Origin of the sequence: Pseudomonas sp. NyZ201, assembly GCF_049860765.1 — a bacterium.
GTDB lineage: Bacteria > Pseudomonadota > Gammaproteobacteria > Pseudomonadales > Pseudomonadaceae > Aquipseudomonas > Aquipseudomonas bharatica.
In genome coordinates, this window is record NZ_CP187557.1 from 5101419 (window position 1) to 5116696 (window position 15278).

Genomic DNA, 15278 nt, shown 5'->3' on the forward strand with positions numbered 1-15278 from the left:
TTCTTCACAATCAGCCCTCGAGCGTTGTACGCGGCAGGAAAAATGGGCTGATTATAGCCTAGGGCCTACGTACCGATAGGACTGATCCTACAGGGTTGATTGGGCAAAATGGCGACGCGCCGTGGCCATTTGCCCAGTTTGTTGACTCAGGTCGCACGAACCTGACGTTCCAGCTCGGCTTTCAGCGCCGGATCGAGGCGCAACTGCTTGGCCAGCTCGTCGAGGTAGGCGCGCTCCATGAAATGCTCCTCGTCCACCAGCATCACGCTGGCCAGGTACATTTCCGCAGCCATTTCCGGGGTGCTGGCAGCACGCGCGACCTCGGCCGGATCCAGCGGCTTGCCCAGCTCGGCGTGCAGCCAGTGCTGAAGATCGCGGTCATCGCCGGACAGCCTGACGAACTCACCCTCGATCAGTTCCCGCTCGCGTTCATCCACATGCCCGTCGGCCCTGGCGGCGGCGACCAGCGCCTTGAGGATCGCCTGGCTATGCTGCTCCACCTGGGCCGGGGGCAGCCGGTCGACGGTCTGCGGCTCGCCCTTGGGCGCTGCCGCCTGCTGCGCCTGCCAGTTGCCATAGGCCTTGTAGGCCAGCACGCCAAGCGCCGCCAGGCCACCGTAGGCCAGGGCCTTGCCGCCGTATTTGCGGGCTTTCTTGCTGCCCATCAGCACCCCCAGCGCCCCGGCCGCCGCCGCGCCGCCGCCCATGCCGGAGAGCAGGCTGCCCAGCCCGCCGCCGCTTTTCGATGCGCCTGGCGCGCCGGTCTGTTTTTGCAGCAGGTCCTGCCCGGACCTGAGCAGTTGATCGAGCAAACCTCGGGTATTCATTGCAATGCTCCTCGGAGAATCAATGTAGGAAAAATCCATTGATTGTTAAGAGAGGCATGCTACCCGGGGGTTTCCCGGAAGCAGGATGAAAATCTATTTCCGGTAATGACAAAGGACCGGTTGGCAAACGCATCAGGTTCAACAGTCGGGAAATGATTAAGCACACCGTTTCGCAGTTGCCCTTTTCCGCGCCAGCGCGAACGCTGGGCCCGGCAATTGCCGGAGGTGCTTCGGGAAGACGCCGGAAATCCGTACTATCGCTGGTTCCTGGGCCTGCAACCCTGAGCGCCGCGCAGGCCCCATTAGAAAAAAAAGATACGGAAATCCGCATGTCGAAAAAGCCTGATGTGGCCTCCCCTGCGCGCCGCCGCAGTGCGCTCTGGCCGGTCCTGGCTGGGTTGTTGTTGCTGGTTGTCGCGGGCGTCTGGTTCGCCCTGGACCGAGGGCCGGCGCCGCTGCCGGTGACCACGCCACGCGCGGCGCCGGTCGCCGACGCCAAGCCCGTACGCCCGGCGCCGCACCTGGTGGACGAAAACCAGTGCCAGGGCTGCCACAGCCAGCAAGTCGAGCACTGGAAAGGCTCCCACCACCAACTGGCGATGCAAGTGGCGGACGACGCCAGCGTGCTCGGCAACTTTGCCGATGTCACCTTCAAGAGCGACCGCGAGACCACCCGCTTCTTCAAGCGCGACGGCGGTTTCTGGGTCAACACGCCGGGTAGCGACGGCAAACCGAAGGACTTCCCGGTGGCCTATGCCTTCGGCATCGAACCCTTGCAGCAGTACCTGATCGACACGGGCGCCGGGCACTTGCAGGCGCTGGGTGTCGCCTGGGATACCCGGCAGAACACGTGGTTCCACCTGTACCCGGGCCAGGGCGTGGACTTCAGGAACCCGCTGCACTGGAGCAAACCGCAGCAGAACGCCAACTTCATGTGCGTGGAGTGCCATACCACCGGTTTCAAGCGTAATTTCAGCGCCGCCGCAAACAGTTTCTCCAGCCAGTGGCAGAGCCTCGGGGTCGGTTGCCAGGCCTGCCATGGCCCGGCTTCTGGTCACCTCGAATGGACAACGAAAAAGACCCCGCTCGACCACGCCGGCTTCCAGCAAAGCCTGCTGGGCGGCAACAACCTCAAGGAAGTGGAAACCTGCGCCCGCTGCCATGCGCGCCGGGCGCCGCTGGGCGATGGTTTCGTCGATACGCACCGGCTGATGGACGACTTCCTGCCCAGCCGCCTGACCCGCGAGTTGTACGAACTCGACGGCACGATCAAGGACGAGGTGTTCGAATACGGCTCCTTTACCCAGAGCAAGATGTTCGCCAAGGGCGTGCGTTGCAGCAACTGCCATGAACCCCACAGCACCCGGCTGCGGGCCGAGGGCAACGGGGTCTGCCTGCAATGCCACAACCCGGCGGGCAAGACCAGCGTGGCCCGGGTCGATGGCAGCGGCCTCAAGGCCAGGGACTACCGATCACCCGAGCATTACCAGCAGGTGCCGGGGCTTTCGGGTTCGCAGTGCGTGGATTGCCATATGCCGGGCAAGTTCTACATGGTCAACGACTGGCGGCATGACCATGGTTTCAGCATTCCACCGCAGGCCCGGGCGCTGCTCGGTGACAGCCCGACCCAGCGCTACGCCCAGAGCCTAGATGCCTTGCGCAGCGGCAAGCCGGGCGCGGCAGCGGCGCTGTTCGAACAACTGCAACGCAATGACCTGCCAGCGATTCGCCGTGCCACCCTGCTGGCCGAGCTGCCCAACTATCCCAGCCAGCGCGCCCTTGAACTGGCCTCAAGGGATCTGCGCAACGACGGGCCGCAGGTGCGGCTTGCCGCCGTGGAAGCCCTGGCTGCACTGCTGCCTGGCGAACAGCGGGTGCAACCACTGGCGCCGCTGCTCAAGGACCCGATCCGCGCGGTCCGCACTGCAACCGCCTATGCCCTGTTGCCGGCGCGCCAGGCGGTATCCGGCGCTGATTTCGACAAGGCGCTGGGTGAATACGAGCAGGTCCAACTGAGCCTGCTGGAACGGGCCGAGGCCAATCTCAACCTGGCGATGCTCTATCGCGCCACCGGGCGGCTCGACCAGGTCGAGCCCCATCTTCGCGCGGCGCTGGTGCGCGACGAAGGCTTCGATCCGGCGCGGGTGGCGCTGGTGCAATGGCTCGATGGCCAGGGACAGCAGGCGCAGGCGCGGCAGTTGCTGGACGACGGGCTGGCGCGGCATCCCGAATCGGCGCTGTTGCAGCACGCCAAGGGCCTGGCGCTGGTGCGTGCCGGTCAACGGGACGAAGCGCTGAAGGCCCTGCGCAAGGCCGTGGAACTGGAGCCCGGCAACACCGGCTTCGGCTACGTGCTGGCAGTGGCGCTGCATGACCAGGGCCAGCGTGGCGCGGCCATGGCGCAATTGTCGAAGAGCCTGGAACAGCAGCCGTACAACCGCGATGTACGGCTGGCGCTGATGCATTACCTGCAACAGGCGGGTGAGGTGGACAAGGCCAATGGGCTGGTCGAGGCGTTAAGGGCGATCAATCCGGAGGATCCGATGCTGCGGCCGAGATCGTGAAGTGTTGGTGTCGCTGATGGCCTCATCGCTGGCAAGCCAGCTCCCACAGGGTTGTGCACACAAAACCCGTGGGAGTCCGCCCAGCCTTTCAGGCTGCGCTGTCGCGCAGAGAACAGTGCCAAAGCACGGCGCGTACCCTGTGGGAGCGGGTTCACCCGCGATTGCGGTAGTGAATTCACAATAGCAATCGCGGGTGAACCCGCTCCCACAATGTCCCTGCAAATCAAAGAGTTATGTTTTGTTCTATGAGAGCTGGCTTGCCAGCGATGAGGCCGGTAGCAGCCACAAGTGGCCGTAGCGGCCTTAATCCCCCAACCCCATCGCCCGCCGATACTGCTTCGGTGTAAACCCGGTCAACTGCTTGAACTGCCGGGTGAACGCGCTGTGGTCGGTGTACCCGCACTGCAAGGCCACCTCGGTGATCGGCAGCCCCGTCGACAACAAGCGGTGCGCATGCTCCAGGCGTACCTTGTGGATCATCTGCCGCGGCGTGAGGTGGAACACCCGCTTGCAGTAGCGCTCCAGTTGCGCCACGGAAATCCCGGCGATCCGGGTCAGTTCGCTCAAGGTCACCGGGCGATGGAAATGGCTGCGGATGTATTCGTCCACCGCCCCCAGGCGCTCGTAGGCCGGGTGCGCGGAACTGGCCGATTGCAGGTCTACCGATACGCCGGCCAGGCCGATGATCTGCCCCTCGCGGTTGAACAGCGGCCGCTTGTGGGTCAGGCACCAGCCCGGCTCGCGCGAGCCATACAGGTGCAGTTCCAGCTGATCTTCCAGTACCCGCCCTTCCTGCAGGACGCGCCGATCCTGATCGGTATAACCCGGCCCGAATTGCGCCGGAAAGACTTCGGCACTGGTCTTGCCCAGCAACGGTTTCAAACTTTTCAGGCCACAACGCTGAACCAGCGCGGCATTGGCCAGCAAATAACGCGCCTGTACATCCTTGATGAATATCGTCGCATTGGGAATGGCGTCGAACAGCGGCAGCAGGCAGGCCAGCCCGGATAACAACTCCTCGATAGTAGCGGGTCGATAGTGATCGTTGCCCTGGAACAGGATGGCAAATGCATTGGGGTTCACGTGAGGGTGTCTCCGGTTCCTGACCGACTGGTAAAAATCCGCTCGTACTTCAAGCCGGACGCCAGCTTGCCGCAGCCGGGCATGGCTGTCGAGCAGCGCGCCAAACCTGACGGGGCGCGGCCTGCAACGCTTCAGAAATTTCCCAAGAACTTTGTCGAAATTTCCTGACTATGCCGATTTCGTCATTTCCACTGGAGAAAAACATCAAGCGCCAAGGGCCTCGATGAGTTCACTGTATGGGCATTGCCCGGGTCGTCGAAGTGCACTGGCGGCTTATCGGCAATAGCACTGTCAGCGGCGGGAGATATACCGGCCAATTGCAGTGGAAGTATCGGAGAACAACGCTCCAGAACTCGCGAACCTGTTTTAACAGTGACATCCACCCTGCCTATCCAATAACCCACAAGAAGGCACCGCCATGTCAGGCAAGTTCAAGAAACAATTGTCGTTGATAGACCTCACCTTTATCGGGCTGGGCGCGATATTCGGCTCCGGCTGGCTGTTCGCAGCGAGCCATGTGTCTGCCATCGCCGGCCCCGCCGGGATCTTTTCCTGGCTGCTCGGCGGCTTCGCCGTGCTGCTGCTGGGCATCGTCTACTGCGAGCTGGGCGCGGCATTGCCCCGGGCCGGTGGCGTGGTGCGTTATCCGGTGTATTCCCACGGTCCGCTGCTTGGCTACCTGATGGGCTTCATCACCCTGATCGCCTTTTCCAGCCTGGTCGCCATCGAAGTGGTCGCCGCCCGCCAGTACGCCGCCGCCTGGTTCCCGGAGCTGACCAAGAGCGGTTCCAGCGACCCGACCCTGCTCGGCTGGCTGGTGCAGTTCGGCCTGCTGTGCCTGTTCTTCGTGCTGAACTACAACAGCGTGAAGACCTTCGCCAAGTCCAACAACCTGGTGAGCATCTTCAAGTTCATCGTGCCGCTGCTGGTGATCGGCGTGCTGTTCACCTTCTTCAAACCCGACAACTTCAGCGCCCACGGTTTCGCCCCGTTCGGCCTGTCGGGCGTGGAAATGGCGGTGTCCGCCGGCGGCATCATCTTCGCCTACCTGGGCCTGACCCCGATCATCTCGGTGGCCTCGGAAGTGAAGAACCCGCAACGCACCATCCCCATCGCCCTGATCCTTTCAGTGCTGCTGTCCACGGCCATCTACGCCCTGTTGCAGATCGCCTTTCTCGGCGGCGTGCCGAGCGACATGCTGGCCAACGGCTGGGCGGGCGTGACCCGGGAGCTGGCCCTGCCCTATCGCGATATCGCCATCGCCCTTGGTGTCGGCTGGCTGGCCTGGCTGGTGGTGGCCGATGCGGTGATCTCCCCCAGCGGCTGCGGCAACATCTACATGAACGCCACCCCGCGGGTGGTCTATGGCTGGGCCCGGACCGGCACCTTCTTCAGCATCTTCACCCGCATCGACGAGAAGTCCGGCATCCCGCGCCCGGCCCTTTGGCTGACCTTCGGCCTGTCGGTGTTCTGGACCCTGCCGTTCCCGTCCTGGGAGGCGCTGATCAACGTGGTGTCCGCCGCGCTGATCCTCAGCTACGCCGTGGCCCCGGTGACCGTCGCCGCCCTGCGTCGCAACGCCCCCGAGCTGGTGCGCCCGTTCAAGGTCAGGCACATGGCGCTGCTCGGTCCGCTGTCGTTCATCATCGCCGCGCTGATCGTCTACTGGTCCGGCTGGAAGACCGTGTCCTGGCTGCTCAGCCTGCAGATCCTGATGTTCGTCATCTACCTGCTGTGCGGTCGCTTCGTACCGACCATGCACCTGAGCATCGCCCAGCAGGTGCGTTCCTCGGCCTGGCTGATCGGCTTCTACGCCGCGACCATCCTGCTGTCCTGGCTGGGCAGCTTCGGCGGCATCGGGGCCATCGGCCATCCGTTCGACACCCTGGCCGTCGCCCTCAGCGCCCTGGGCATCTACTACTGGGGCGCGGCGACCGGCGTTCCGGCGCACCTGGTGCAGGTGGATGCCGAAGACCACGAAAGCGAAGCCGAGAACGAGCGCCCACATGCACCACTCGTGGTCAGCCCACGGGTGTCCTGAACCGAACCATCCAATGAAGGGGACAGCTTCATGAAACGCATCCACGTGATCGACTCCCATACCGGCGGCGAACCGACGCGCCTGGTACTGGAAGGCTTCCCGGAGATCGCCGGGGCGACCATGGCGCAAAAGCGCGACACCCTGCGTGAACAGCACGACCAATGGCGACGCGCATGCCTGCTGGAACCGCGCGGCAACGATGTGCTGGTCGGTGCGCTGCATTGCGCGCCGGTCTCGGCGGATGCCACCTGTGGCGTGATCTTCTTCAACAACGCCGGCTACCTTGGCATGTGCGGCCACGGCACCATCGGCCTGGTCAACTCGCTGCAGCACCTGGGCCTGATCCAGCCCGGCGAACACCGGATCGATACGCCGGTCGGCACCGTCAGCGCCACCCTGCACGAGGATGGCCGGGTCACAGTGGGCAACGTGCCGTCGTACCGCTATCGCCGGCAGGTCGAGGTGTCGGTGCCGGGCCATGGCAACTTCCTTGGCGATATCGCCTGGGGTGGCAACTGGTTCTTCCTGGTCTGCGAACATGGCCAGGACCTGCGCCTGGACAACGTGGAGCACCTCACCGACCTCACCTGGAAGATGCTTCGCGCCCTGGAAGCGCAAGGCATCACCGGCGAAGGCGGCGCGCCGATCGACCATATCGAACTGTTCGCCGACGACGCCACGGCCGACAGCCGCAACTTCGTCATGTGCCCGGGCAAGGCCTACGACCGCTCGCCCTGTGGCACCGGCACCAGCGCCAAGCTGGCCTGCCTGGCCGCCGACGGCACGCTGGAGCCCGGGCAGACCTGGGTCCAGGCGAGCATCACCGGCAGCCGCTTCGAAGCCCGCTACGAGCGGGACGGCGAGAGGATTCGCCCGTTCATCACCGGGCAGGCCTTCATGACCGCCGACAGCACCTTGCTGATCGATGACGCGGATGCGTTTGCCTGGGGCATTTGAAACTCCAATCTCCGAACTTGCGCGGACCTGTGGGAGCGGGTTCATCGGACCGCCGAACCGCCGCGATTGCGATGGTGAATCCACCACCGCAATCGCGGGTGAACCCGCTCCCACAGGGTCCGCGTCACCCTGACAAAACCAAAGGACCACCACCATGACCAGCAACATCTTCACCGGCACCATCCCGGCCCTGATGACCCCGTGCACCGCAGAGCGCAAACCCGACTTCGATGCCCTGGTGCGCAAGGGCAAGGAACTGATCGATATCGGCATGAGCGCCGTGGTGTATTGCGGCTCGATGGGCGACTGGCCGCTGCTGACCGAGGCCGAGCGCCAGGAAGGCGTGGCCCGCCTGGTCGCGGCCGGGGTGCCGACCATCGTCGGCACCGGCGCGGTCAACACCCGCGAAGCGGTTTCCCATGCCGCCCACGCCGCCAGGGTCGGTGCCCATGGCCTGATGGTCATCCCCCGCGTGCTGTCCCGCGGTGCCTCGCCGGTGGCCCAGGAAGCCCACTTTGCCGCCATCCTCGAAGCCGCACCGAACCTGCCGGCAGTGATCTACAACAGCCCCTACTACGGTTTCGCCACGCGCGCCGAGCTGTTCTTCAAGCTGCGCCGCAAATATCCCGGCCTGATCGGTTTCAAGGAATTCGGCGGCGCCGCCGACATGCGCTACGCCGCCGAGCACATCACCTCCCAGGATGACCAGGTGGTGCTGATGGCCGGCGTCGATACCCAGGTGGTGCACGGCTTCGTCAACTGCGGGGCCACCGGGGCGATCACCGGGATCGGCAACGCCCTGCCCCGCGAAGTCCTGCTGCTGGTCGAGCTGAGCAAGCGTGCCGCCCGCGGCGATGCCGTCGCCCGCAGCCGGGCGCTGGAGCTGTCCGAAGCCCTGCACGTGCTGTCCACCTTCGACGAAGGCTGCGACCTGGTGCTGTATTACAAGTACCTGATGGTGCTCAACGGCGACCTGGAATACACCCTGCACTTCAACGCTACCGACGTGCTCAGCGACGCCCAGCGCAACTATGCGCACAGCCAGTACAGCCTGTTCCGCCAGTGGTTCGCCAACTGGTCGAGCACGCACAACCTGGCCTGACCCACCGCTGTCCGGCCGGCGGCCTGCCGCCGGCCCCGAATTCCTTTTCCAGGAGGCGCCATGACCCTGACAGGCAAGATGCTCATCGGCCAACAGGCCGTTACCGGTAGCCGCGAAGCGATCCGCGCGATCGATCCGGCCACCAACCTGCTGCTGGATCCGCTGTATCCGGGCGGCACCCTCGCCCAGGTGGAACAGGCCTGCGCCCTGGCCTGGGCAGCCTTCGACCGTTTCCGCGAAACCTCGCTGGAGGCACGCGCGACCTTTCTCGAAACCATCGCCACGCAGATCGAAGCACTCGGCGATGCGCTGATCGACCGCGCCGTGGCCGAAAGCGGCCTGCCCCGCGCCCGTTTGCAGGGCGAACGCGGTCGTACCTGCGGCCAGTTGCGCAGCTTCGCCCGTACCGTGCGTGCCGGCGAATGGCTCGATGTGCGCGTCGACAGCGCCCAACCCCAACGCCAGCCACTGCCCCGCGCCGATCTGCGCCAGCGCCAGGTTCCGCTGGGCCCGGTGGCGGTGTTCGGCGCGAGCAATTTCCCCCTGGCCTTCTCGGTCGCCGGTGGCGATACCGCCTCGGCCCTGGCGGCCGGCTGCCCGGTGGTGGTCAAGGCCCACGGCGCCCACCCGGGCACCAGCGAACTGGTCGGCCAGGCCGTGGCCCGTGCGGTGCAGGTGTGCAACCTGCCGGAAGGGGTGTTTTCCCTGCTCTACGGCTCCGGCCGTGAAGTGGGCATCGCCCTGGTGTGCGACGAGCGAATCAAGGCCGTGGGCTTCACCGGCTCGCGCAGCGGTGGCATCGCCCTGTGCCAGGCCGCCCAGGCCCGGCGCGAACCGATCCCGGTGTATGCCGAGATGAGTTCGATCAACCCGGTGTTCCTCTTCCCGGCAGCGCTTCAGGCCCACGCGGAAACCCTCGCGCAAGGCTTCGTCGCGTCGCTGACCCAGGGTGCCGGGCAGTTCTGCACCAACCCCGGACTGGTCATTGCCCGCCAGGGGCCAGACCTCGACCGCTTCATCGCCAGCGCAGCGCAGCACATCTGGCAGAGCCCCGCACAAACCATGCTCACTCCCGGGATATACAGCGCCTATCGCAGTGGCATCGAGGCCCTGGACGCCAATCCGCATGCCGATATCGCTGCCACGGGCACGCCTGCCGAAGGGCCCAACCAGTGCCAGGCCCATTTGTTCGTCAGCACTGCCCGGGATTTCCTGGGCGACCCGAGCCTGCAGGCGGAAGTCTTCGGTTCGGCGTCGCTGGTGGTCACCTGCGAAGATGAACGGGAGATCCGTGAGGTCGCTGAACACCTGGAAGGCCAATTGACCGCCACCCTGCACCTGGACGACGCCGACCTCGACCAGGCCCGCGCCCTGCTGCCGGTGCTGGAGCGCAAGGCCGGGCGCCTGCTGGTCAATGGCTGGCCGACCGGGGTGGAAGTCTGTGACGCCATGGTCCATGGCGGCCCCTTCCCGGCCACCTCGGACCCGCGCGCGACCTCGGTGGGCACAGCGGCGATCCGGCGCTTCCTGCGCCCGGTGTGCTACCAGGACTTCCCCGACAGCCTGCTGCCGGTGGCCCTGCAACACGGCAACCCGCTGCATCTGCGGCGGCTGCTCGATGGCCAGCGAGAAGCCTGAAACATGGTCACGACCTGTGCTTCGCGCGAGTTCGATATCGCTGTGATCGGCGCCGGCATCGTCGGCGTCGCCTGTGCCCTGCAACTGGCGCGACAAGGCCTGCGGGTAGTGCTGATCGACCGCCAGGCGCCCGGCATGGGCGCCTCGTTCGGCAATGCCGGGCATCTGGCGACCGAGCAGGTGTTCCCCATCGCCGACCTGTCGATCCTCAAGCGCTTGCCGAACATGCTGATGGACCCGATGGGGCCGTTGCGCCTGGACTGGAAGTACCTGCCCAGCGCCATGCCGTGGTTCGTCCGCCTGCTGCTGAACCTGCGTCCGGCGCCGTATCGCCGCAGCATCGCAGGCATCCGTGCCCTGAACGAAGCCAGCCTGGAGGCGTGGCGGCGCCTGCTCGGTTCACTGGGCCGGGCTGAAATGCTGCGGGAGGATGGGTCGCTGCTGGTCTTCGAAAAACCGCAATCCGCTGCGGCCCTCGACGCTCTGCAAGCACGCATGCTGGGGCAGAACGTCCCGGTGCAGCGCTGGCAGGCAGATGCCATTCGCCAGGCGGCACCGCAGTTGAGCGAGCACCTGCGCGGTGGGCTGTTCTTCCCCGCCACCGGGCATTTTCTTGATCCTCATGCCACAGTGATGGCGCTGTACGACGCTGCCGTGGCGGCAGGCGTTCGCTTCATTCGACGGGATGTGCAGGGTGCCCGGTTGAAGGCGGACAGCATCGGCCTCGCCACCGACCAGGGCGAACTGGACGTCGCGCGGGTGCTGGTCAGTTGCGGCGCGCACTCGGCGCGGCTCATCCAGGCCCTGACCGGCAAGCGCGTGCCACTGGATACCGAGCGCGGCTATCACCTGATGCTGCCCCATGAGCACCGGCGCCTGCCGTTCGCGGTGACCTCGCTGGAGCGCAAGTTCATCATGACCCCGATGTCCGCAGGCCTGCGCCTGGCCGGCACGGTGGAATTCGCCGGGCTGGAGCGCCCGGCGAACATGGACCGGGCCTGGCAGTTGCAGAGGTTGAGCCGGGGCTTGTTCAAGAAAGAACTGGACGCCCGCGACGCCACGCCGTGGATGGGTTTCAGGCCCTCGCTGCCGGACTCGCTGCCGGTGATCGACCGGGTTTGTGACGGACGGGTGCTGCTGGCGTTCGGGCATCAGCACCTGGGACTGACCCAGGCGGCGGTGACGGCGCAGATGATCGGCGGGTTGATGGGGTCCGGAGTGGAGGGATTGCCGGACCTCGAGCCCTATCGACTCGATCGTTTCTGAGGTGCTCTTGAGGGCCTCATCGCTGGCAAGCCAGCTCCCACAGGTCCGGCGGCGCACACGAACCCTGTGGGAGCTGGCTTGCCAGCGATGAGGCCCTGAAGGACACAACAGTCGATCAGACCTGAACACTCAAGGTCGAAGCCGCCACCGCCACCGTCATCAACGCCTTGCTGATCTGCAGATTGAGCAGCGCGTTGTTAAGCATTTCCAGGTGGTGCTCCATGGGTGGAGCCGGTAGGAGGGATACGTCGGCGAGGGCCTTTTCGAGGTGGTTCAGCGCATGCTGCATGGCTTCCTCGCGGGTCAGGCCGGGTGTGGTGCAAAGCGCATAAGGTGGATCAGGAACGATTTTTTTCATGGTTTCGAGCTCTGAGAGGTGAGGATCGAGAAACCACGATTCGCTGCTAAACGAAGGGTGGCGACTGTACACGGGTTAGCAGACCGAGCTCAGAACTCATACCTCGGCGCACCCGAAGGTGCCCACGCGTACAGCCGCCATAAAAGCTGGCTGCGGATGAATTCTGAGGCGGACTGCTAAATCCGGTCATTGCGCTAACAACGACCGACGCAGACTAGGCACCCTTTCCACCCCACGCAACCAAAAAGCGGGCCGGGGAGTATGCTTGGGAAATTGCCTACAAGAAAGTCGGAAATCGATGAACTTTTCAGCGCGTAGGCAACACTTTTTCATCGGTTCCTGTCAGAAAAAACCACGAAACATCCCCTGCAACTGCCGATTCCCCGAGTCCACCAGATGGTTGTCATCGAAGTACAACGCCCTGCCCTCCAGCGACCCCATGCAAGCGCCGTCCGGGCATAGCCACGGCGCCGGATCCAGCACCTGCACCTGGCAACGGGCGGCCGCGTAGTCGATGGCTTCGTTGGCCCGGCGGTTACGCTCGCGATAGGCCTCCAGCGGCACCGAGATATCCGATGTGCTGCCCAGGATACGCGCCTGCAGATTCAGCCCTTTGTAGACGCTGAACGGCATTTCCGGAATCGGCCGCACGATGTACACCGGGCGTTGTTCGGCCAGGGCGCAGACGGTGCGGGCGTACTCGGCATCGAATTGCCGGGCGAAGGTGGCGGAGTCCTGGTGGCGCTGGCCGTCGAAGTAGACGCGGAAGCGGTTTTCCCGGCGGTTGTCCGAGTACAGCGCCGCACGGCTGAGCAGCACCACCGGTACTCCGGGGTATTCATGCTTGAGCAGTTCGAAGCGGCGCTGGTTGAACGCGCGGCATTTGCTTTCCAGCTCGCGGTCCTGCATCTGGAAGTCCATCAGCGTCGGGCAGCCACCACGGGACCAGGACAGCGCGGCCTCGCGGTTGACGATCTGCACCGCAGCGGCAGTCGATTCGGCATGGCTGTCGCCGAACAGGATCACCCGCACTTCGCCTTCGCCCAGCCGGCAGTCCACCACGTCGCGGTCCGCGGCATCCGGGTAGCACTCACGGGTGTACAACGTGCTGGCGTAGACCGGCCGCTCGTGCTCTTCGAAGGCGAAACGCAGCGCCGGGTATTTCTTCACCAGCGAGCCCCCGGCCGAAGCCACCACCACCAGCACCAACGCCATACCGCAGTGCTTGAGCAAGGCCCGCGAAGGCCGACGGACTTTCCCCACGCTGGATTCGACCCAGCGATACGACAGGTAGCCGAGGGCCAGGGTGAGCAGCAGCGCGACGAGCACGTGGGGCGTGCTGTGGAGCAACCCGCAGACATACAGGAAGACCACCAGCGGCCAGTGCCAGAGGTACACCGAGTAGGAAATGCGCCCGACCCACTGCAGCGGCACCACCCGGCTGAACAGCGAGTTGCTGTTGGCCTGGATCACCATTGCCGCCCCCAGCGCAGGCAGCAGGGCCAGGTGCCCCGGCCAGGGGTCGCTGCCGGAAAACGCCAGCACCGCGATCAGGATCATCGCCAGGCCGGCGCCTTCGAGCAGGCCGCGCCCCAACCGCGAGAGGCCCAGCGGAAAGAGGAACACCAGCCCGCCAAGGATCATTTCCCAGGCCCGGGTCGGCAGCAGGTAGAAGGCCGCCACCGGATGGCTCTCGGTCAGCAGCACCGAAGCGGCCAGCGAAACGCCGCCCAGCAGCGCCAGCGTCCAGGCCATTGCGCGTTCCCCCAGCCAGCGGAACAGCAGCGGCAACAACAGCGGGTAGAACAGGTAGAACTGCATTTCCACCGACAGCGACCAGGTGTGCAGCAGCCAGTTCTCGTGCAGCGGTGCCGAGAAGTAATCGCCATCCTCGGCGAAATGCAGGTTGGAGGTGAACAGCAGGCTGTTCTTTGCCGTGCGCAACAGCTCGCGGTAATCGTCCAGCGGCAGGTAGACGAAGCCGAACAGCATCAGCACCAGGCACAACAGCGCCAGTGCCGGGATGATCCGCCGTGCCCGTGACGCATAGAAACCGAGCAGGGAGAAGTCGCCACGGCGCAGGCCATCGACGATGATTCCGGTCATCAGGAAGCCGGAAATCACGAAGAACACATCGACGCCGACAAAGCCGCCATCGAAGCCTGGAATACGGAAATGGAAAAGCACCACGGCGATCACGGCGAGCGCGCGCAGGGCGTTGATGTTGTTGCGAAAAAGCATCGGGAATATCCGTGTTCTTTGTTTTTATCGGCCCGTCAGTGGACCGTCATGGGTGAAGCCAGCCCCCACCATAGCCGGTTGGGCAGTTGCTTGCAGGATTCGTTCTGCACTTCTGTCCATCGAAAAAAAAGATATAGACTGGCAACCACTCATAAAAACCAATAAAGCCCACCGCCATGATGACCCTGCGCCAGATCCGCCACTTCATCGCCGTCGCGGAAACCGGTTCGATCTCCGCCGCCGCCCAGGCGGTGTTCATTTCCCAGTCCACCCTGACCCTGGCCATCCAGCAACTGGAGCAGGAGATCGGTGTGAGCCTGTTCAACCGCCACGCCAAGGGCATGACCCTGACCCACCAGGGCCATCAATTCCTGCGCCAGGCGCACCTGATCCTCGCTACCGTGGATAACGCCAAGCGCAGCCTGCAACAGAGCACCGACCAGGTCGCCGGCCAGCTCACCATCGGCGTGACCAGCCTGGTTGCCGGTTATTACCTGGCCGACCTGCTGACCCGTTTCCAGCGCGCCTACCCCAATGTGGAAATCCGCGTGACCGAGGACGAACGGCCCTATATCGAGCACTTGCTGGTGGCCGGCGAGATCGATGTGGGGGTGCTGATCCTGTCCAACCTCGAGGACCGCCTGGCGCTGCAGACCGAGGTGCTGACCCACTCGCCCCACCGCTTGTGGCTGCCGGCCCAGCATCCGTTGCTGGAGCGCGACAGCATCAGCCTTGCCGATGTCGCCAACGAGCCGCTGATCCAGCTGAATGTCGATGAAATGGAACAGAACGCCCGGCGCATGTGGTCCGGCGCGGGGCTGCAGGCGCAGATCAGCCTGCGCACGGCCTCCACCGAGGCAGTGCGTAGCCTGGTGGCGGCGGGGCTCGGGGTGTCGATCCAGCCGGACATGACCTACCGGCCCTGGTCGCTGGAAGGCGACATCATCGAGGCCCGGCCGCTGGCCGACCTGAGCCAGACCCTGGATATCGGCCTGGCCTGGCGCCGTGGCACGGCCCGGCCGGCGCTGGTCGATCCCTTCCTGACCGTGGCCCGCGAACCCGGCTCGGGGCGCAAGCTTTCGATTTAATCGAACGGCCCCTTCAATATTTAGCATTTGTCGACCTGCGCGCTCCGCTCTAGGCTCTGTAAGAAATATCGCCCACTCGTGCTGGGCGACAGTTCGTAAAAACAGAACAACAG

At 64.8% G+C, this 15278-nt stretch carries 11 protein-coding genes; 7 read left to right on the forward strand and 4 right to left on the reverse strand.

Annotation, left to right across the window (positions count from 1 at the left end; all coding sequences use genetic code 11):
• Window positions 1–146 precede the first annotated feature (146 nt).
• Window positions 147–827 (reverse strand): tellurite resistance TerB family protein, encoded by a 681-nt coding sequence (locus ACPFMA_RS22935; RefSeq protein WP_064301733.1) that lies wholly within the window; start codon window positions 825–827, stop codon window positions 147–149.
• A gap of 329 nt (window positions 828–1156) precedes the next feature.
• On the opposite strand from ACPFMA_RS22935, the gene ACPFMA_RS22940 reads away from it, so the two are divergent.
• Entirely contained in the window at window positions 1157–3391 is a 2235-nt protein-coding gene (locus ACPFMA_RS22940; RefSeq protein WP_425928805.1) for a tetratricopeptide repeat protein, read from the forward strand.
• A 303-nt stretch (window positions 3392–3694) separates the two neighbouring features.
• Here ACPFMA_RS22940 and ACPFMA_RS22945 read toward each other — a convergent pair whose 3' ends face one another.
• A complete protein-coding gene (locus ACPFMA_RS22945; protein WP_064301731.1) occupies window positions 3695–4474 on the reverse strand; it encodes an AraC family transcriptional regulator in 780 nt (259 codons plus the stop codon).
• 418 nt (window positions 4475–4892) lie between these two features.
• Between ACPFMA_RS22945 and ACPFMA_RS22950 the strand changes: the two genes are divergently transcribed.
• The 5 genes from ACPFMA_RS22950 (at window position 4893) to ACPFMA_RS22970 (ending at window position 11478) form a co-directional block, all read left to right on the forward strand.
• Window positions 4893–6515, forward strand: coding sequence for an APC family permease (locus tag ACPFMA_RS22950; RefSeq protein ID WP_420059135.1), 1623 nt, complete (start codon window positions 4893–4895; stop codon window positions 6513–6515).
• A 30-nt stretch (window positions 6516–6545) separates the two neighbouring features.
• The gene (locus ACPFMA_RS22955) at window positions 6546–7472 is read left to right on the forward strand and encodes a 4-hydroxyproline epimerase (protein WP_425928806.1); all 927 of its coding nucleotides are present in this window, start codon (window positions 6546–6548) and stop codon (window positions 7470–7472) included.
• A 154-nt stretch (window positions 7473–7626) separates the two neighbouring features.
• On the forward strand, window positions 7627–8574 hold the full coding sequence (locus ACPFMA_RS22960; RefSeq protein WP_425928807.1) for a dihydrodipicolinate synthase family protein: 948 nt from the start codon (window positions 7627–7629) through the stop codon (window positions 8572–8574).
• Between the two features lie 60 nt (window positions 8575–8634).
• Window positions 8635–10212 carry an aldehyde dehydrogenase (NADP(+)) gene (locus ACPFMA_RS22965; RefSeq protein ID WP_425928808.1) on the forward strand — a complete coding sequence of 526 codons (1578 nt, stop codon included), beginning with the start codon at window positions 8635–8637 and terminating at the stop codon, window positions 10210–10212.
• Window positions 10213–10215: 3 nt separating this feature from the next.
• Entirely contained in the window at window positions 10216–11478 is a 1263-nt protein-coding gene (locus tag ACPFMA_RS22970; RefSeq protein WP_425928809.1) for an NAD(P)/FAD-dependent oxidoreductase, read from the forward strand.
• Between the two features lie 115 nt (window positions 11479–11593).
• Here ACPFMA_RS22970 and ACPFMA_RS22975 read toward each other — a convergent pair whose 3' ends face one another.
• Together ACPFMA_RS22975 and ACPFMA_RS22980 are read right to left on the reverse strand one after the other, a co-directional pair.
• Entirely contained in the window at window positions 11594–11836 is a 243-nt protein-coding gene (locus tag ACPFMA_RS22975; RefSeq protein WP_425928810.1) for a hypothetical protein, read from the reverse strand.
• A gap of 342 nt (window positions 11837–12178) precedes the next feature.
• Window positions 12179–14077 carry an acyltransferase family protein gene (locus ACPFMA_RS22980; protein ID WP_425928811.1) on the reverse strand — a complete coding sequence of 633 codons (1899 nt, stop codon included), beginning with the start codon at window positions 14075–14077 and terminating at the stop codon, window positions 12179–12181.
• A gap of 176 nt (window positions 14078–14253) precedes the next feature.
• Here ACPFMA_RS22980 and ACPFMA_RS22985 point away from each other — a divergent pair, with 176 nt between their 5' ends.
• Entirely contained in the window at window positions 14254–15165 is a 912-nt protein-coding gene (locus tag ACPFMA_RS22985) for a LysR family transcriptional regulator (RefSeq protein ID WP_009403633.1), read from the forward strand.
• Window positions 15166–15278 lie beyond the last annotated feature (113 nt).

Bases quoted from the DNA above. Each gene is read 5' to 3' on its own strand.
- ACPFMA_RS22970 (WP_425928809.1), top strand. From the start codon at position 10,216: ATGGTCACGACCTGTGCTTCGCGCGAGTTCGATATCGCTGTGATCGGC.
- ACPFMA_RS22950 (WP_420059135.1), top strand. From the start codon at position 4,893: ATGTCAGGCAAGTTCAAGAAACAATTGTCGTTGATAGACCTCACCTTT.
- ACPFMA_RS22960 (WP_425928807.1), top strand. From the start codon at position 7,627: ATGACCAGCAACATCTTCACCGGCACCATCCCGGCCCTGATGACCCCG.
- ACPFMA_RS22985 (WP_009403633.1), top strand. From the start codon at position 14,254: ATGATGACCCTGCGCCAGATCCGCCACTTCATCGCCGTCGCGGAAACC.
- ACPFMA_RS22955 (WP_425928806.1), top strand. From the start codon at position 6,546: ATGAAACGCATCCACGTGATCGACTCCCATACCGGCGGCGAACCGACG.
- ACPFMA_RS22935 (WP_064301733.1), bottom strand. From the start codon at position 827: ATGAATACCCGAGGTTTGCTCGATCAACTGCTCAGGTCCGGGCAGGAC.
- ACPFMA_RS22940 (WP_425928805.1), top strand. From the start codon at position 1,157: ATGTCGAAAAAGCCTGATGTGGCCTCCCCTGCGCGCCGCCGCAGTGCG.
- ACPFMA_RS22975 (WP_425928810.1), bottom strand. From the start codon at position 11,836: ATGAAAAAAATCGTTCCTGATCCACCTTATGCGCTTTGCACCACACCC.
- ACPFMA_RS22980 (WP_425928811.1), bottom strand. From the start codon at position 14,077: ATGCTTTTTCGCAACAACATCAACGCCCTGCGCGCGCTCGCCGTGATC.
- ACPFMA_RS22965 (WP_425928808.1), top strand. From the start codon at position 8,635: ATGACCCTGACAGGCAAGATGCTCATCGGCCAACAGGCCGTTACCGGT.